Genomic DNA, 17,850 nt, shown 5'->3' on the forward strand with positions numbered 1-17,850 from the left:
GGCTTGCTGAATATGACACGGCGATGATCCGGTCGGACTAAGCTCGCCCGCAGCGCACCGAGTTGAGATGTATTCGTGCGCTTGTTCCCTATATGTGCGACTCCCTGCCGATTCGTTTCAGAGGGCCTAAATGGTGAGTGTTCAATCCCCGCCCGGGCGCCGCGAACTGCCTTACGCGCGCGTGTTGTTGCTGCCCGCGATACTGATGGCCGCGGCGACCGGCGCCGCCGTCGCCGTGGTGACCGACCCGGCCCGGGCCGCGGTCGGCTGGTGCGGCGCCGCCGCCACCCTCCTGGTGATCGCGACGGCGGCCGAAGCGGTCCGGCGCGGCCGCAGCCTGCGGGCCCTGCGCGAGCAGACCGGCCGTCACACTGCGTATCTGGAACAGCGCCTCGCCGGACACGAGCAGCAGATGCTCCGCTTCGCACGCGAGATCGCCCCGAACGCGATCTACTGGCTGCGCAGGGGCAATTCGCCCACAGAGGTGATTCGCCAACTCCCCAACGTCGACCCGAGCTACGCCGAACTGCCCGAGTCACAGCTGCGGTTGCTCAGGACGATCCTCGACATCATCGACACCGAGGAAGCCCTGCGGGACTCCTCCCAGCGCTCCTTCGTCAGCATCGCCCGCCGCGTCCAGGCGATCGTGCACCAGCAGGCCAAGGAACTCCGCGAGATGGAGGAGGACCACGGCCGCAACCCCGAGGTCTTCGACGACCTGCTGCGCATCGACCACGGCACCGCGCTGATCGGCCGCCTCGCCGACTCCATCTCCGTCCTCGGCGGCGGCCGCCCCGGCCGCCAGTGGCCGCAGCCCGTCCCGCTCTACAGCGTGCTGCGCGGCGCCATGTCCCGGATCCTGGATTACCGGCGCATCTCGCTGGACACCATCGCCAAGGTCAACATCCGCGGCATCTCCGTCGAGCCGGTCATCCACGCCTGCGCCGAACTCCTCGACAACGCCACGCGCTACTCACCGCCGCAGACCAAGGTGCACGTCACCGCCTCCGAGGTGCAGACCGGCATCGCCATCGAGATCGAGGACGCCGGCGTCAGCCTCAGCGAGGAGGCCCGTGCCAAGGCCGAGGGCATGCTGGAGCGCGCCAAGGCCGGCGTCGACCTCCAGGAGCTCGGCGAGTCCCCGCGCCTCGGCCTCGCCGTCGTGGGCCGCCTGTGCAAGGCGTACGACATGCAGATCTCGCTGCGCTCCTCGGCGTACGGCGGCGTGCGCGCCGTACTCGTCGTGCCGCGGGTGATGGTCACCGAGGACATCGCGCCGGGCATCGCCCACGGCATCGGCGCCACCGCCGCGCCCAAGCTCGACATCGGCGGCATCGAGGGCCCCAAGCGCGCCCCCAAGCGGCGCCGTCCCACCAGCCCGCGCATCCCCGCCGGCGTCTCCATGGAGGACGACGTCCCCGTGGTCACCGAGTGGACGGCGGGCGGTCTGCCGCAGCGGCGCAGCCGGGTCAAGACGCCGCTCAGCGTGCGGCTCGCCGAACAGGCCGCCGCCGAACGCGCCGAACGGGAGGCCGAGGAGGCCCGCTCCGCCTGGGCGACGCCCGAACCCGAGCCCGAGCCGGAGGAGAAGGACGAGCCCGAACCGGGCCTGTGGGTCGAGGCGTTCTGGAACGGCCTGAAGGGCACGCCCGACCCGTTCGACATTCCCCAGCCGACCAACGAGCCGGCCCGCCTTGAGGCCGACGACGAGAGGGACCCCAAGTGATCCAGCAGCGAGCCAACTTCGACTGGATGCTCAAGGATCTCGCCGATGGAGTACCGGGCATCGAGATGATCGTGGTGCTGTCCGCGGACGGCCTGCGCATCGCTCGCTACGGAGGTGATCCGGACGCGGCCGACCGCGTCGCCGCGGCCTGCGCGGGCCTGCAGAGCCTCGCGGGCGCCGTCGCCCAGGAGATCCCGGACAGCGACGGCCGGATGAAGATGGTCCTCATCGAGATCAACGGCGGCTACTTCTACCTGATGGCCGCCGGCCCCAACGCCTATCTCGCGGTCCTGTCGGACGTGGTCGCCGAACCGGGCCTGATGAGCAACCGCATGCGCGACCTCGTCGTCCGCATCGGCGCTCACCTCACCAGTCCACCCCGACGCAACGGGCAGGCCGTATGACTCCTCCGCAACGCCGGCGACGACATCCGAACCGGCAACCACCCCCGCCGCCCCGCCCGCGGACCGCCAAGCAGGGCGACGAGAAGGCCCCGGAACGGCTGTACGTCGTCGCCGGACCGGACGGCGAGCGGGCGGACATCGACCTCGTGACCTTAATCGTGGCGCGCGCCGACCCGCCGCCCTCGGCCACACCGGAGCAGACGGCGACGCTCCGCTTGTGCGCGGCCCCCCTCTCGGTGGCCGAGCTCTCGGCCTATCTGAACCTGCCGTTCAGCGTGATGACCGTACTGCTCACCGAGATGCTGGCGGCCGAACTGGTGCAGGCGCGCGCCCCGATCGTGCGGCAGGCGCTTCCCGACCGTTCCCTCCTCGAAGCGGTGATGCATGGACTTCAAAGGCTCTGACACCATCCCCGGACCACGATCAGAGGATCATCTGCCGCAGACGGCCCAGGCCGCGGTGAAGATCGTGATCGTGGGCGGCTTCGGAGTCGGCAAGACGACGATGGTCGGTTCGGTCAGCGAGATCAGGCCGCTGACGACCGAGGAGACCATGACGCAGGCCGGCGTCGGCGTCGACGACAACTACGGCTCCGAGTCGAAGACGGCCACCACCGTGGCCATGGACTTCGGCCGCATCAGCATCACCGACCAGCTGGTGCTCTACCTCTTCGGCACGCCCGGCCAGGAACGCTTCTGGTTCCTGTGGAACGGCCTGTTCGAAGGCGCGCTCGGTGCGGTCGTCCTGATCGACACGCGCCGCCTCGAGGTCAGCTTCGACGTCATAGGGCGACTGGAGGAGCGGGGCGTCCCCTTCGTCGTCGCCGTCAACTCCTTCCCCGACGCCCCGCGTTACCCCATCGAGGACCTGCGCAGCGCCCTCGACCTGGCCGCGGAGATCCCGATCATCGAGTGCGACGCCCGCCGCCGGGCCTCCAGCAGGGACGTCCTGATGACCCTCATGCGCTTCCTGCACGCCCTGGCGACGGCGAAAACACGGGCGTGAGCAGCGCGCCCGACCTCGACCTCCCCCTTCACACCTGATCCACCTCAGCTTCGGAGCGACCATCGTGACGCCTGAATCCTTCTCCCCGACCGGCACGGACGAGCCCATCACCGCCCCGCCCCCCGGCTGCCCGGCCCACGGCATCGGCCCCGGCGGGCTGCGCCGGCTGTACGGCCCCGGGTCGGAGGATCTGAGGCCTGTGTACGAGCAACTCCGCGCCGAGCACGGCCCGGTGGCTCCCGCGCTGCTGCACGACGATCTGCCGATCTGGGTGGTGCTCGGCCACAGCGAGAACATGCAGATGGTGCGGACGGCCTCGCAGTACTCCCGTGACCTCCGGTTGTGGACCCCGCTGCGGCAGGGCATGGTCAAGCCCGACAATCCGCTCATGCCGCACCTCGCGTGGCAGCCCATCTGCAGTCACACCGAGGGCGACGAACACCTGCGGCTGCGCGGCGCGGTCAACGGCGCCATGTCGACCATCGACCATCGGGGTATCCGCCGCTACATCAACCGCGCAACCCAGCACCTCGTCAACAAGTTCTGCGAACAGGGCCGGGCCGACCTGGTGGGTCAGTTCGCCGAGTACCTGCCGATGGCCGTGATGTGCGAGATCCTCGGCATGCCCGAGGAGTACAACGACCAGATCGTGCAGGCCGCCCGCGACATGCTCAAGGGCAGCGAGACCGCCATCGCCAGCAACGCGTACATCATGGACGTCCTGATGCGGCTCACCGTCCGCCGCCGGGCGGACCCCCAGGACGACTTCACCAGCCACCTGATCAACCATCCCGCGCGGCTCACCGACGACGAGGTGGGCCAGCACCTGCGCGTCGTCCTGATCGCCGCGTACGAGGCCACGACCAACCTCCTCGCGAACGTCCTGCGCGTGGTGCTCACCGATCCGCGGTTCCGCGCCCAGCTCAACGGCGGCCAGATGACGGTGCCCGAGGCGGTCGAGCAGTCCCTGTGGGACGAGCCGCCGTTCAGTACCATCCTCGGCTACTTCGCCAAACAGGACACCGAGCTGGGCGGCCAGCACATCCGCAAGGGCGACGGTCTCCTCTTCGGTATCGCGCCCGGCAACGTCGACCCGCGAGTCCGTCCGGATCTCACCGCCAACATGCAGGGCAACCGCTCCCACCTCGCCTTCGGCGGCGGCGCCCACGAGTGTCCCGGCCAGGACATCGGCCGCGCCATCGCCGACGTCGGCGTCGACGCGCTGCTCACCCGGCTTCCCGATGTCGAACTCGCCTGCGAGGAGGACGAGTTGCGCTGGCGGGCGTCCATCTCCAATCAGCACCTGGTGGCACTTCCGGTGGAGTTCGCACCGAAGCCCCAGCAGGACGTCATGGAGCGGCTCACGATCTCCCCGGTGCCGTCACAGCGCTCGAACGACTGGCAGATCGGCACCGTGCAGACACAGCTTCCCCCTCAGCAGCCCACCGCCGCGGAGCCCGCCGCCGCGATGCCGGCTCCGACGCCGCCTGCGACGCCCGAACCGGTCGGCCGACCGAATCTGTTCCAGCGCCTTCTTCGCTGGTGGCACGGCGACTGACCGACCGAGCCCGTGCTATCCGGCCCACTCGTCGTACGACGACCAGGCCCGCAGCAGACGGCAGCTGACGAACCGGTGCTCGCGCCCCGTGACCGGATCGCCGAACTCCAGCACGCGCGACAGCAGTTGGAGCGGCCGACGAAAATCACCGTCCGGCACGGGGCCGGTCACCACGGGATAGAGGGGGTCGCCGAGGATCGGCACTCCCAGCGCGCTCATGTGCACCCGCAGTTGATGGGTCTGGCCGGTGTGTGGTCTCAGCCGGTACCGGGCACGTCCGTTCCGCTCCTCCAGCAGGTCGACCCGGCTGACGGCGTTGGGCTCGCCCTCGACCTCGCGTGCCGTAAGCACCCCGCGCTCCTTGATGATCCGGCTGCGCACGGTGCGTGGCAGGACGAGTTCGGGGTCGTGAGGGGCCACCGCCTCGTATTCCTTGCGCACGCGCCGCTCCTGGAACAGCGCCTGGTACCTGCCGCGTTCCTCGGGGCGCACGGTGAACAGCACCAGCCCGGCCGTCAGCCGGTCCAGCCGGTGCGCCGCCCCGAGCGTCGGGATGTCCAGCTGCCGCCGCAACCGTGCCAGGGCGGTCTCGGTGACATGGCTGCCACGCGGGGTGGTGGCCAGGAAATGCGGCTTGTCGGCCACGACCACATGCTCGTCGCGGTACACGATGTCGATCTCGAACGGTACCCGCTCCTCGGCGGGCAGTTCGCGGTGGAACCACACGTACATCCCCGGCACGTAGGGGGCGTCCCACGGCACCGGACGTCCCGTGGCCTCGACGATCCGTCCCGCGTGGAACATCTCGTCGATCACCCCGGCCCCGGGCGCGAGGCGCGCCACGAGATGGTCCCGCACGGTCGCCCAGGTGCCTGCGGGCGGCAACCGCACCCGAACGGGATCCACCCCGTCGCGCTGCGGCAGGGGAGAGGGCGGGGGCGGAGTACGGCGTCTCATCGCGTCCAGCTTACGAAGGTGTCGGCCCTCGCCTCGTACCCCGTTACCCGGCGACCTTGCTGGACAGCCGCCCCCACCAGGCGATCGACGGGATCCTCAGGGGGTCCGGGCCGGAGGTGTCGCAAGCGGGGCGCGCGGAGCTGATCCGGATGACCGAGCCGCCCTGCGGGACGGTGTGGCGGGGGCAGGCCGCCGCCCAGTCGAGGTGCCCGCGGATCATGGACGCGAGGTTGGCGATATGGGCGGCCAGCGCGGGCCTCGCGGTGTCGGCGACCTGGTCGCGCAGTGCCAGCCAGTGGGCCAGTACCCGATCACGCATCGCCACGGCCTGGGCGAGGGACTCGGCGGGGTCGGCGCCGGTGGTGCGGGCGAGGACGTCGGGCAGGTTGTTGACGTCGACGACACCGTCGCGACGGTCCTTGGCGTAGCCGCAGATGTCGTTGTCCCATCCCAGGATCAGGCCGGTCATCTCGGTCAGCGCCCGTACCTCCGGTCGGTCCAGGTCCGCCGGAGCGGGTTCCGCGCCGTCCACGGATGCGGCGAGGTCCGTGAGTGGCAGCACCCAGGTGGTGGCGAGGCGGTTGCGCACATAGGTGTCCAGGTCGGGCGGCAGGCGGCGGACATTGTGCGTGCTTTCGCGGACCTCGGCGGCGAGGGTGAGACGGAAGTCGCGGACGAGGCGTGCCCTGAGCCCGGGGGACACCGAATGCCTCAGACGCCGGCCGATGTCGTGGAGCGCCCCAACCGTGGGTTCGGTCGGTTCGCCCAGTGGGCTGCGGTCGAGTGCGCGGGAGAGCGCCGAGGCGTAGCGCGCGAACTCGTCGGGCCGACCGCGCAGCGGGCCCTCGTCGTTCAGGTCGTCGATGACGAACGTCAGGGTGAGCAGGGCGGCCATGGCCCGGACGCCCGCCAGGGTGGCACGCGGAACGAAGCGGGCGGCGAGACCGGCGATGTCCGCGCGGGCGAGGCGTGTCAACTCGGCGTCGCCCGCGACGAGCCGGTGACGGAGGCTCCAGTCGAGCTGGAACTCGGTGACGGAGGCGCGTTGCGGGTGGATCCGGCTGGGGATCGGGCACCACAGCGAGGGTATGGAGAGCGATCCACGCGGCTGCTCGTTCATGCGTATTCCCTTCCTGGCCGCCGGCCCGCGGCGTGGTCGGCCGACGGTGGGCGAAGGGGGCGGATCGGTCGGGACGGGCCCTGTCGGCTGAGCGAGTCGGTTGCGCTACGGGCGTGTTCGGGCCGGGGTCACGGCGCGGACCGTCAGGTGCGGGCCGCCGTCGTGTGCGGCAGCAGATCCATGAGCCCTCGGCAGGTCAGGGCGTGTGCCTGGGCAAGCACGTCGGTGAGGAACGGTCGTGGTCCACTCATGAACGGGTCAGGCTCGTCCCAGGTGCCGTCGTCCAGTTGAGTCTCGACGAGGAAGCGGGCGGCCCGCACGAGCACCTGCGGCGTGCTGGTCCGGGAACGGATGAGGACGGTCGCGGCGAGGGCTGTCGCCGCCGGGCTGGAACCGCTCGCGCCGGGGAACGCGGGCCAGCCGCCGTCCCTGTTCTGAGTGGCCGCCAGTGCTCTGGCCTCGGAGCGGGCCGCGGCGGTGCTCCAGCCCACCACCGGACTGATCTCGGCGGCGGGGTAACCGGGGAAGACGTACCAGTCGGCGGTCCAGCGACTGGCACCGCGGTGCTGCTGGTGAAGCCACCGGGCCGCCCGTGCGACGTCGACCTCGTCGGGGGCGTGGGCACGTACTCCGCCGACCATGTGCGCGACGGTGTCCTGGGCCACCGTGTCCCGGGCCGATCTCCATGTGGTCCACAGGCCCCGGCCGTCCTGGTTCTGGCGCGCGTACACCGCGACGGCCGGCCAGACCCGGCGTCCCTGTTCCGTGCCGGCCAGAGCGAGCAGGGTGTTGCCCGTGGTGTCCGCGTCACAGTCCAGTCCGCTGCCGGCGATCGCCGGGGACACACTGCCCCATCCTCCTTGTGGGGACTGGGCGTCGGCCAGGAAGTCCAGTGCCGCGGGCCGGGCAATGGTGTCGAAAGCGGAGTGGCCGCGCAGGCAGCGAACCATCAGGCCGGTGTCCCAGACGTCGAAGGTCGTGAACCGCCATGTCCCGTCCGCGTGTTGGTCCGCCAGGAGCCTTGTCGTACAGCGGTGCGTGGCAGGCCGCCCCGGTGCGACCCGGGTCAGTGCCAGGCAGGCCATGGCGGTGACCAGCGGCATGGCGTGGTAGGAGCCGTCCGGGGCCTGTTCGGCGGCCAACGCGGCGACAAGGCGTTCGTCCACCGGCAGGCCGACCGCGTCCCTGGCGATGATCGCGGCGGACAGGAACTGTGCTCGATGCCATCCGGTCAGCGCGGTGCCGTGTCCGTGGCCGAGTGCCTTTGTAGCGTGGTCGAGCAGATCGTACGGGGAGCAGCCGGGCGCGCCGGCGGCCACACCCAGGGTCTGCAGAAGCAACCGGCGGCGCTGATGCGCGGCACTGTCGCGTGGGAAGACGGGCAAGGGGGGAGGGCTTGTGAGGTCGAGTGCGAGGGCGCGCAGCCATGCGTCCGCCGCCGCCGTGAAGGCGTCGTGTCTCTGGGGCTCCGCCTGCCGGAGCCAGGCACGCACACGGTCGTGGTACGGCGAGCCGCATTCCGCCTTGGCCAGGGCGAAGGCCGCGAGGGCGTTCTCCAGAATGCGGGGGCGCGCGGGCGTCGCCCACGAGCCGTTGGATCGCTGCAACTCCAGGCAGGCGGCAACGGCGTGGTCCAGGCAGCGCCGTATTTCGCGGGCCGGCACAGGCGCTTCGCCCAAAGGATGCCATGCAGTACGGGAACTATTCATAACGGCTCAACTCCGCAGCGCAGGTGAGGGCCGGGTTCCGGTCAAGGCGTGCCGAGGAACAGGGTCGGGGACAACCTTCCCGCCCGCCATACGGCGCGATGCGCTCGGTTGTACGCCCCAGCGCGCGCGGTCGTGACTGGCGAGCCTCAGTGCGTCTCACAATGAGGTTTGTGTAGCCGGTAGTTGCAGACTGCGGTCCTGAGCGGGGGGGCGCACGATGTCGCGTGAAGAGCAGGAACGGTCAGGTCCGCGCCTCCATGTCACAAGACCTTACTTCCGTGCGCCCTCATGTGGTTGGCTTGCGTACCAAACTGACAGGGCACCTTCCGAGGAGCCCGGGCATCGGCCCCAGAACCGCAGTCAGTTGCCGGGCACACCGTTTCGTCGGTCGGTGCCCCCGAGGCGCGGCGCAACCTGATCTGTGCGGGTGCATGTGCACCCACAACGGTGGAGGACTCATGGCGCAGGCCGACTGCTCGTTCGTCATCGCGCCGGGGGCGCTGCCGCTGCTCGGACACACGCTGCGGTTCCTGCGTGATCCATTGGGCTTCCTGCGTTCACTGCCCGACTCCGGAGACGTCGTGGCCATCCGGCTCGGACCCGTCAGCGCCGTCGTCGTCTGCGCTCCCGAGCTCGTCCGCCGGGTCCTCGTGGACGACCGCACCTTCGACAAGGGCGGCTTCCTCTTCGACCGCAGTCGCGAGTTCCTGGGCAACGGTCTCGGCACCTGCCTGCACAAGGACCATCGTCGGCAGCGACGGATGATCCAGCCGGCGTTCCACCGGGCGCGCCTGCCGGGCTACGCGCGGGAGATGAGCACACAGGCCCACGCCGTGGCCGACGCGTGGCAGCACGGGCGGACCATCGACGTGCTGGCCGAAACGACCACGATCAGCCTGCGCACGACCGCGGTCACGATCTTCTCCGCCGCGCCCGCCGCCCTGCGGGAGTCACTGGCGACCGATCTGGCGACGCTGGAGGAAGGCGTGTTCCGGCGTATGCTCCTGCCGCCTCACGTCGATGCCGTCCCCACACCCGGCAAGCGGCGCTACGACCGCGCACACGCCAGGTCCCAGCAGACCATCAACCGCATCATCGCCGACTACCGCGCCGACGGTGTCGACCACGGCGACCTGATGTCCATGTTGCTGGCGGCCCAGGACGATCTCGCCGGCCCAGGTGCAGAGGGGGCACGGCTGTCCGACGAAGAGGTCAGGGACCAGGTCATGTCGTTCCTCTTCGCGAGTACGGACACGATCGGCAAAGCCCTCGCCTGGGCGCTGCACCTTCTGGGACGTCATCCCCACGTCGCGGAGCGGCTGCACGCAGAGGTCGACGACGCGCTCGCCGGCGGCGTCGCCGGCTTCGAGGATCTGCCGCGGCTGGAGGTCACCCGGAACATCATCACCGAGACCATGAGGCTGTATCCGCCGGGCTGGCTGCTGACCCGCACCACGACGGTCGACACCGAACTCGGTGGCCTGCACATCCCCGCCGCCACCGATGTCGCCTTCAGCCCGTACCAGATACATCATCGCGGGGACCTGTACACCGAACCGGAGCGCTTCGATCCCGACCGATGGGCGCCGCACCGGGTGGGGGCCATCCCCCGCGACGCGTTCCTGCCCTTCGGGGGAGGTGCGCGCAAGTGCATCGGTGACGCGTACGCGTTGACGGAAGCCACCCTCGCGCTGGCGACCATCGCCGCCCGGTGGCGACTGGAGCCCACGCCCGGCCGACAGGTCAGGGCTGCGCCCTATGCGCTCGCCCTGGGACCCAAAGGGCTGTTCATGCGTACCGTCGCGCGGGACGTCGCGGGACACGGGGTCGAAGGGCGCTCGGCAGTTCTCGGATAAAAGCGTTGGGCAGGTGCCACCACAGGGCGGCAGGATGCCCCCCATGCCGTACACCGCCGACGAACTGCTGCCCAAGGGCACCCTCTCCCGTGCCTCCCAGCCCCTGCTGGCCACCGGGGACGGGCTGGTGCTGCGGCCCTGGCGGGTCGAGGACGTGCCCGCCGTGCACCAGGCGTTTCAGGATCCCCTCATGCATCAGTGGCACATCCGGCGCAGTGACTCCGAGGAGGAGGCCGCCGGGTGGGTGCGGGAATGGGTCGAGGAGTGGGAGGGCGAGCGCAAGGCCCAGTGGGCCGTCGTCGACGCCGACACGGACCGGCTGCTGGGGCGGGTGGCCCTGCTCGGCATCCTGCTCGTGGAGGCCCAGGCCAAGGTCGCCTACTGGACCACGGCGGCGGCCAGGGGCCGGGGCGTCGCCACCCGCGCGACGGACACCCTGACCCGCTGGGCCTTCGACGAGATCGGCTTCCACCGCCTCGAACTCCTGCACGCCACCGCCAACCAGGCCTCCTGCCGCGTCGCCGCCAAGGCCGGCTTCGCCCTGGAGGGGACCAAGCGCAGCGCCGCCTACCACCAGGACGGCTGGCACGACATGCACCTGCACGCCCGCCTGCGCGAGGACTAGACCGCGGCTTCCTGAACGGCCGGTTCCGGTACGGGAGTCGTGATCTCGGTCGTCCTGCGGTACGCGCGGTACCCGGCGCCCGTCACGAGGGTCGCGGCGAGGAACAGGACCGTGAACCACTGGAAGTACCAGTGGCCGCCCGCCGGGTCGTACACCGCCGCCCGCGGCCAGGCCAGGTTGACCGTCATCAGGAGGCCGTAGAGCAGGGCCAGCGCGTTGACCGGGACGCCCCAACGGCCCAGGGAGAACAGCTTTCCGCCCGTCTCGTCCGTGCCTCGCGAGGTGAACTCGCCGCGCAGACGGCGGACCAGGAGCGGGCCGGTGACCATCGCGTACGCCAGGTACAGCATCACGATGCAGGTGGTGCCGATGGCCAGGAAGGCGTCCGGCGAGGCGAAGTTGAGCAGCAGGAGCGCGGCGGCCAGGACGCCGACGACCACGGCCGGGGCGCTCGGCATGCCGGTGCGCGGGTTGACGCGTGCGAGGCGCGCGGAGAAGGGGAGTTGTCCGTCGCGGGCCATGGAGAACAGCATCCGGCAGGCCGCCGTCTGGATGGCGAGGGTCGCCACCGCGATCGCCACCACCACGTCGGCGAGCAGGACCTTGCCGACCCCGTCGCCCAGGCTGCTGGTCAGCACGTAGCTGAGGCCGTCGACGCCGAGATGGCCGTCGGTGAGGCTGGGTGCGGCGAGCAGTCCGCCGAGGATCACCAGGCCGCCCAGCAGACCGGCGGCGGCGAGCGCGGTGAGGATCGTACGCGGCGCCGTACGACGGGGGTTGTGCGTCTCCTCGCTCATCTCGCCCGCGCTGTCGAAGCCGATCATCACGTACGCCGCCGTGAAGGAGCCGACGAGCAGCGCCCCCAGCAGCCCGGAGCTCGCGGCGCCCTCGGTGTGGAAGGTGATGCCGGGGGAGCGCTTCGAGTGGGTGAGCAGCAGGACGACGATCAGGACCGCGCCGATGATCTCGGCGGTCACGCCGACCCGGTTGATCACCGACATCACGCGGTTGTCGACGATGTTCACGATCGTGGTGAGCACCAGCAGGATCACCCCGAGCACCGCCGCGTTCGCGGCGCCGTCCGTCGACGTCACCGCCGGGTCGGTGCCGACGAGTTGGAAGCCGGACCAGATCGCCGGCAGCACCATCTGCAGCGCCAGCGCCGCCGCCGCGACCACCACGATCTGCCCGATCACCATGATCCAGCCGGCGAACCAGCCGAAGGTGAGGTTCGACAGGCGGGAGGACCACTGGTAGATCGCGCCCGAGATGGGGTAGCGCGCCGCGAGTTCGGCGAAGCACGCGGCCACCAGCAGCTGGCCGAGCAGTACCGCCGGCCAGGCCCAGAAGAAGACGGGGCCGCCGAAGGCGTACCCGAAGGCGAAGAACTGGAAGACGGTCGTGAGGACCGAGATGAAGGAGAAGCCCGCCGCGAAGGAGGCGTACCGCCCCAGGCTGCGGTGGAGCTCCTGGCGGTAGCCGAACTCGGCTAGGGAATGGTCGGTTGTCGGCACGGCGGCACCTGCCTTCGGCACGGTCCTGCGAGCGGATTCCTGTCAGGCGACAGAAATTAGGGACGGGCTGTTTCCGCCGCGTCACGCCGGCATGTCGGGGGCGGGCCCAAGTCCTCACGTGCTTGCTATGCACGCCAAAACGCGATACATCGTGTGTATTGACGCTCATCTGCTGGTCGCGATATGTTCGGCCACGGATATTCGTTGGCGAGGTGAGGTCCATGGCGAGGAAGCGACGCAAGCTCGGCAACCCGCTGGCGCTCGCCGTGATGGTGACGCTGTGGCAGAAGCCGATGCACCCGTACGAGATCGCGCAGACCCTTCGCCGGCAGGGCAAGGACACCAGCACGAAGATCAACTACGGCTCGCTCTACACCGTCGTGCAGAACCTCCAGAAGCACGGCTTCGTGGAGGTCACCGACGTGGAGCGGCAAGGCAACCGCCCCGAGCGCACGGTCTACGGCCTCACCGGGGCCGGGCGCCAGGAGGCGACCGAGTGGCTGTCGGACCTGCTGGCCGTCCCCGCCGAGGAGTTCCCGGTCTTCGAGAGCGCGCTGTCCTTCCTCGGGGCCGTGCACCCCGATGAGGCGGTGCGGCTCCTCGAGGAGCGGCTGAAGACCCTGGAGGTGCAGGCGGCGAGCTCGCGCGGAGCGCTGGAGAAGCTCTACGAGTCCGTGCCCCGGCTCTTCCTGGTGGAGGTCGAGTACCGCCTCCACATGGTCGAGGCCGAGGCGCAGTGGGTCCGCGGCTTCGTCGAGGAGATCGGCAGCGGTGGGCTGCCGGGCGTCGACGCATGGCGCCGGTTCCACGAAACGGGGGAGCTGCCACCGGAATTCATGGAGGAGAGCACCTAGAGCACCTAGAGCACCTGGATCACTGGATCACTGGATCACCTGAATTACTCAGATCATCCAGACCACCTGGAGCACCCAGGAAGAAACAGACCCCGGCAGGGCTGTTGCAGCAGCTCCCGCCGGGGTCTCGAACCCCGAACCGACTCCGCCGTGCGGCAGGCCGGGCCATCGAGGTGCGGCACACCCAGGATAGCCCGGCCCTCCCCACGCGGATCAGTCGTCACCATCCGTCATCCGCTCACTCAGGAGAGCTGTCGTCATGAGCAGTACCCGTGCGCCCGCCGTCGAGGCGCGTCAGCTGATCAAGACCTATCCCGGCGAAGTCACCGCCCTCAACGGCATGGACGTCACCGTCGAACCGGGCACCGTCTTCGGGCTCCTCGGCCCCAACGGCGCCGGCAAGTCCACCACCGTCAAGATCCTCACCACCCTGGCCCGGCCCGACTCGGGCACCGCCACCGTCGCCGGACACGACGTGCTGCGCCACCCCGACCGGGTGCGCCGCGCGATCGGCGTGGTCGCCCAGGGCTCCGGCGCCGACCCGGTCGCCACCGGCCGGGAGAACCTCCGACTGCAGGGCAGGCTCTACGGCCTGAAGGGCGCCGCCCTCGACCTGCGGGTGGACGAGCTGCTGGACCGCTTCGGTCTCGCCGACGCGGGCCGACGCCCGGTCAAGGGCTACTCGGGCGGTATGCGGCGTCGCCTCGACGTCGCCCTCGGCCTGGTCCACCGGCCCCAGGTGCTCTTCCTCGACGAGCCCACCACCGGCCTGGACCCCGAGGCCCGCACGGCGATGTGGGACGAGATCGACCGGCTCGCGGGGGAGGAGGGGCTGACGATCCTCCTCACCACGCACTACCTCGACGAGGCCGACCGGCTCGCCGAGCGCGTCGCCATCGTCGACCGCGGCCGGGTCGTCGTCGAGGGCAGCCCGGACGCCCTCAAGGGCGAGCTGCGCGGCGACGCCGTGCACGTGGAGCTGCGGGAGGCGGTCGGCGAGGCCGGGCGCACCCTGCTCGACGGCGCCCTGACCGGGCTGCCCGGCATGCACGAGATCCTCGTCGACGGCCGCCGCGTCAGCGTCCGGGCCGACGACGGCGCAGCCGCCGTACCGGCGCTGCTCGCCGCCCTGGAGCGGGCGGGGGTCGGGGTCGCCGCCGCGACCGTCGCCCGGCCTTCGCTCGACGACGTCTACCTCCGCTACGCCGGCCGCCGTTACTCCGAGGTCGACGCCGAGGCCGACGGCACCCTCGTCCTCGCCGGAGGTGCCCGATGAGCACGGCCGTCTCCCAGACCTGGTACATGACGCAGCGTCAACTCATGGTGTTCGCACGGCAGCCCGCGTACGCGGTCATCACGCTCGTGCAGCCGGTGATCTGGCTGTTCCTGTTCGGTGGCCTCTTCAAGAAGGTCGTCGAGCTGGGCGGCTTCGGCACCACGACCTACCTCACCTATCTCGTCCCGGGTGTGGTCGCGATGAGTGCGCTCAGCTCCAACATGTGGGCCGGAATGGGCACGTTGGAGGAGATCCAGCGCGGGACTCTCAACCGCTTCCTGACCACGCCGGTCAGCCGGGCGGCGCTGATGAACGGCAACGTCGTCAACAACGGCCTGGTCACCGCGCTCCAGTCGGTCGTCATCGTGCTGCTGGCCCTGGCGGGCGGCGCCGACTACCCGGGCGGCGCCGGTGGCGTCGCGATCCTGGTGCTCGCCTCGGTGCTGCTCGGCACGATCTTCGGGGCGCTGTCCAACGCGCTGGGCATGCTGGTCCGGGAGCGGGAGTCGATCATCGGCATCAACACCTTCCTGCTGCTGCCGCTGACCTTCCTGTCGTCCGCCTTCATGGCGCCGTCCCAGATGCCCTCCTGGATGCGGCACATCGCCGACTTCAACCCGCTGAACTGGGCGATGGTCGCGGGTCGTTCGGCGCTGTCCGCGCACCCCGACTGGAACGTCGTACTCAGCCGCGGCGGGGGGCTGCTGGCCCTCGCCGTGGCGGCGGTGTGGCTGTCGATCCGGACGTTCCGGTCGTACCAGCGGTCGGTGTGAGCGCAGGTTCCGGGAGGTGTGAACGCCGGTTCCGGTCGGTGTGGGCGCACGCTCCGGTCGGTGTGAGCGCATGACGGAGGGGCGGCACCTCGACCGGGTGCCGCCCCTCCGCGAAGCTCATGCGGCCGGAGCCGCGCCCTCCTGCTCCGCCTCGATGCTCGCGTTCCACTCCCGCTTGGAGGACTGCCAGCCGTCCTCGTTGTGACCGAGGCGCCAGTAGCCGGAGATCGACAGGTCCTCGCGGGGGATCTCCCGCTCGACGCGCAGCAGCCGGCGCAGCTCCCTCACGAAGTGCGCCTCGCCGTGGACGAAGGCGTGCAACCGGCCCTCGGGGAAGTCGAAGGACCGTACGGCCTCCAGCAGTGTCTCGCCGACAGGGCGGTCGCCGCGGTGCAGCCAGACCACCTCGATGTCGGAGTCGATCTTCTGCTCCTCCTCGGGGCCGGCCACCTCCACGAAGGCGTGCGCCGTGGTGCCGCCGGGCAACGACTCCAGGGAACGGGCGATCGCGGGCAGCGCGCTCTCGTCACCCACCAGCAGATGCCAGTCGGCGCTCACGTCGGGAGCGTAGGCGCCGCCCGGCCCCATGAAGCGCACGGTCTCGCCCGGCTGGACGCGCATCGCCCAGGGCCCGGCGAGCCCCTCGTCGCCGTGGATGACGAAATCCAGCGTCAGTTCGCGCGTCTCGGGGTCGAAGGCCCGCACCGTGTAGGTCCGGGTCACCGGCCACTGCTCGCGCGGCAGCTCCTCGCGGATGCGCTCCATGTCGAAGGGCTCCGGGTAGGTCACGCCCTCGCTCGGGGGGAACAGCAGCTTGACGTAGTGGTCGGTGCAGGTGTCGGCCGCGAATTCGGCCAGCCCCTCGCCGCCGAGAACCACGCGCTGCATGTGCGGAGTCAGCCGTTCTGTGCGGACGACCTGCGCGGAATGGGGCTTCCGCGGCCTCCGAGCCGGACGTTCTGCCATGACGGCCTCCCAGATTCATGCTTAGGCTTACCTAAGTTAGCACCTCTCTCTTGAGAACCACCTCAATGAGGGCGGCCATTACCGAAACAAGAACATCGCCTACGCGCCGAGCGTGCTCAGCAGCCGCTGCAGCGAGCCGCCCAGCCCCCACCGCGCCGCCAGTGCCTCCAGTGCCGCCGCGTCGCGCGGGGCGTGCGGCAGGGCCGTGTCCACGTCCGGCAAGGGCACGTCGTCGGCGACCTTGACGACCGTCGGCGCCACGGCGACGTACGGCCGGGCCTCGTCCAGCCGCTTGCGCTGCGAAGGCGTGAGCCTGGCCTTCGGATCGTCGACCGCGGCCATGATCCCCGCCAGGTCCCCGAACTCGGCGAGCAGCTTCGAGGCCGTCTTCTCGCCGATGCCCGGCACGCCCGGCAGACCGTCGCTCGGGTCGCCGCGCAGCAGCGCCAGATCCGCGTACCCGGGCCCGTCGACCCCGTACTTCTCGCGCAGCCACGCCTCGTCCGTCAGCTGCAGCGTGCCCACGCCCTTGAGCGGGTACAGCACCCGCACCCCCCGGGCGTCGTCCACCAGCTGGTAGAGGTCGCGGTCGCCGGTGACGATGTCGACCGGGCTTTTTGCGCGCGCCGTGAACGTGCCGATCACGTCGTCCGCCTCGTACGGCTCGACGCCCACGCGCGCGATGCCGAGCGCGTCCAGGACGGCCTCGATGACCGGCACCTGCGGCGACAGCGTGTCCGGCACCTCCTCCTCGTCCGGGCCCGCCGCGTGCTCCTCGGCGACGCGGTGCAGCTTGTAGGAGGGGATCAGGTCGACCCGCCACTGCGGGCGCCAGTCGGCGTCCATGCACGCCACCAGGTCACTCGGCCGGTGGTCCTTGACCAGTCGGTCGATGAATTCCAGCAGCCCGCGCACGGCGTTCACCGGCGTGCCGTCCGGGGCCTTCACGGACTCCGGGACGCCGAAGTAGGCGCGGAAGTAGAGCGAGGCGGTGTCGAGGAGCATCAGTCGTCCGGTCACGCTCGCATCATGCCGCACGGCACCGACAGTCACCCGCCGGCCAGCAGCCACCGTGTCCGCGGACCCTCGGTCACCAGGGTCGCGGCGGCCAGCAGCGACACCAGGACGGCCGCCCACACGGGCATCAGCCACCACGACGACACCACGGCCGCGACGAGCTGGAGCAGCACCAGCAGGACGGTGGCCCAACCGGGGACCGCGACGACGACGTGCGCCTTGTCGCCCGGCGTGGAGAGGACGGTCGGCAGACCGATCAGCAGCACCACGGCGAGCACGGCCAGCGGCGGGGAGCAGGACCACAGCGCCCACGGCGTCGCGATCCAGGCGACCAGTTCCGTCGCGAAACGCAGCACGGAGGCGCGTCTGTCGTCGGGTCGGTCCACGGTCGTCCCCCCGGTGAACGGCGATGTGAAGCAGCGGCGGCGATCCTACGCACCCCTTGTGAACCGGACCACTGTCGCGTTTGGGCCGGTCGGGCCAGGGCAGG

Annotated in this window: 17 protein-coding genes; 10 read left to right on the top strand and 7 right to left on the bottom strand. The window is 70.6% G+C overall.

All coding sequences use genetic code 11. From position 1 onward, the window contains the following. The first annotated feature begins 130 nt into the window (after positions 1–130). The 5 genes from ACQF4J_RS36290 (at position 131) to ACQF4J_RS36310 (ending at position 4,693) form a co-directional block, all read left to right on the top strand. The gene (locus ACQF4J_RS36290) at positions 131–1,726 is read left to right on the top strand and encodes a sensor histidine kinase (RefSeq protein WP_351568995.1); all 1,596 of its coding nucleotides are present in this window, start codon (positions 131–133) and stop codon (positions 1,724–1,726) included. Beyond that, complete coding sequence (locus ACQF4J_RS36295; RefSeq protein WP_058926362.1) at positions 1,723–2,130, top strand: roadblock/LC7 domain-containing protein; 408 nt, start codon at positions 1,723–1,725, stop codon at positions 2,128–2,130. Before ACQF4J_RS36290 ends, ACQF4J_RS36295 begins: the two co-directional genes overlap by 4 nt. Next, positions 2,127–2,534, top strand: a complete 408-nt coding sequence (locus ACQF4J_RS36300) for a DUF742 domain-containing protein (protein WP_351802466.1) — start codon at positions 2,127–2,129, stop codon at positions 2,532–2,534. Before ACQF4J_RS36295 ends, ACQF4J_RS36300 begins: the two co-directional genes overlap by 4 nt. Further along, positions 2,515–3,135, top strand: coding sequence for a GTP-binding protein (locus ACQF4J_RS36305; RefSeq protein ID WP_351568990.1), 621 nt, complete (start codon positions 2,515–2,517; stop codon positions 3,133–3,135). The genes ACQF4J_RS36300 and ACQF4J_RS36305 overlap by 20 nt, the downstream gene beginning before the upstream one ends. Positions 3,136–3,199: 64 nt before the next feature. Then, positions 3,200–4,693: a cytochrome P450 gene (locus ACQF4J_RS36310; protein WP_351568987.1), complete on the top strand. Its 1,494-nt coding sequence runs from the start codon at positions 3,200–3,202 to the stop codon at positions 4,691–4,693. A 15-nt stretch (positions 4,694–4,708) separates the two neighbouring features. Here the strand turns inward: ACQF4J_RS36310 and ACQF4J_RS36315 are convergent, their stop codons facing one another. The 3 genes from ACQF4J_RS36315 to ACQF4J_RS36325 all read right to left on the bottom strand — a co-directional run bounded on the left by ACQF4J_RS36315 (position 4,709) and on the right by ACQF4J_RS36325 (position 8,434). Then, positions 4,709–5,650, bottom strand: coding sequence for an RluA family pseudouridine synthase (locus tag ACQF4J_RS36315; RefSeq protein WP_351568984.1), 942 nt, complete (start codon positions 5,648–5,650; stop codon positions 4,709–4,711). Between the two features lie 43 nt (positions 5,651–5,693). Further along, a complete protein-coding gene (locus tag ACQF4J_RS36320; protein WP_427167716.1) occupies positions 5,694–6,770 on the bottom strand; it encodes a terpene synthase family protein in 1,077 nt (358 codons plus the stop codon). 143 nt (positions 6,771–6,913) lie between these two features. Continuing rightward, a complete protein-coding gene (locus ACQF4J_RS36325) occupies positions 6,914–8,434 on the bottom strand; it encodes a hypothetical protein (protein ID WP_427167718.1) in 1,521 nt (506 codons plus the stop codon). A 503-nt stretch (positions 8,435–8,937) separates the two neighbouring features. On the opposite strand from ACQF4J_RS36325, the gene ACQF4J_RS36330 reads away from it, so the two are divergent. Further along, on the top strand, positions 8,938–10,335 hold the full coding sequence (locus tag ACQF4J_RS36330) for a cytochrome P450 (RefSeq protein WP_351568976.1): 1,398 nt from the start codon (positions 8,938–8,940) through the stop codon (positions 10,333–10,335). A 43-nt stretch (positions 10,336–10,378) separates the two neighbouring features. Next, positions 10,379–10,960, top strand: a complete 582-nt coding sequence (locus ACQF4J_RS36335; protein WP_351802476.1) for a GNAT family N-acetyltransferase — start codon at positions 10,379–10,381, stop codon at positions 10,958–10,960. Here the strand turns inward: ACQF4J_RS36335 and ACQF4J_RS36340 are convergent. After that, positions 10,957–12,474: an amino acid permease gene (locus tag ACQF4J_RS36340; RefSeq protein ID WP_351802478.1), complete on the bottom strand. Its 1,518-nt coding sequence runs from the start codon at positions 12,472–12,474 to the stop codon at positions 10,957–10,959. The genes ACQF4J_RS36335 and ACQF4J_RS36340 overlap by 4 nt on opposite strands. Positions 12,475–12,695: 221 nt before the next feature. Between ACQF4J_RS36340 and ACQF4J_RS36345 the strand changes: the two genes are divergently transcribed. The 3 genes from ACQF4J_RS36345 (at position 12,696) to ACQF4J_RS36355 (ending at position 15,377) form a co-directional block, all read left to right on the top strand. Further along, the gene (locus ACQF4J_RS36345; RefSeq protein ID WP_351568900.1) at positions 12,696–13,328 is read left to right on the top strand and encodes a PadR family transcriptional regulator; all 633 of its coding nucleotides are present in this window, start codon (positions 12,696–12,698) and stop codon (positions 13,326–13,328) included. A 259-nt stretch (positions 13,329–13,587) separates the two neighbouring features. Then, the gene (locus tag ACQF4J_RS36350) at positions 13,588–14,604 is read left to right on the top strand and encodes an ATP-binding cassette domain-containing protein (RefSeq protein WP_351802480.1); all 1,017 of its coding nucleotides are present in this window, start codon (positions 13,588–13,590) and stop codon (positions 14,602–14,604) included. Beyond that, on the top strand, positions 14,601–15,377 hold the full coding sequence (locus ACQF4J_RS36355; protein ID WP_351568894.1) for an ABC transporter permease: 777 nt from the start codon (positions 14,601–14,603) through the stop codon (positions 15,375–15,377). The genes ACQF4J_RS36350 and ACQF4J_RS36355 overlap by 4 nt, the downstream gene beginning before the upstream one ends. Before the next feature lie 117 nt (positions 15,378–15,494). Here ACQF4J_RS36355 and ACQF4J_RS36360 read toward each other — a convergent pair whose 3' ends face one another. The 3 genes from ACQF4J_RS36360 to ACQF4J_RS36370 form a co-directional block, all read right to left on the bottom strand. Next, positions 15,495–16,343 (bottom strand): siderophore-interacting protein, encoded by an 849-nt coding sequence (locus ACQF4J_RS36360; protein ID WP_351568891.1) that lies wholly within the window; start codon positions 16,341–16,343, stop codon positions 15,495–15,497. A gap of 99 nt (positions 16,344–16,442) precedes the next feature. Further along, the gene (locus tag ACQF4J_RS36365; protein ID WP_427167722.1) at positions 16,443–17,363 is read right to left on the bottom strand and encodes a 5'-3' exonuclease; all 921 of its coding nucleotides are present in this window, start codon (positions 17,361–17,363) and stop codon (positions 16,443–16,445) included. A gap of 29 nt (positions 17,364–17,392) precedes the next feature. Next, positions 17,393–17,746 carry a hypothetical protein gene (locus ACQF4J_RS36370; protein ID WP_351568889.1) on the bottom strand — a complete coding sequence of 118 codons (354 nt, stop codon included), beginning with the start codon at positions 17,744–17,746 and terminating at the stop codon, positions 17,393–17,395. Positions 17,747–17,850 lie beyond the last annotated feature (104 nt).

It is taken from the genome of Streptomyces sp. C1-1 (assembly GCF_050214755.1).
GTDB lineage: Bacteria > Actinomycetota > Actinomycetes > Streptomycetales > Streptomycetaceae > Streptomyces.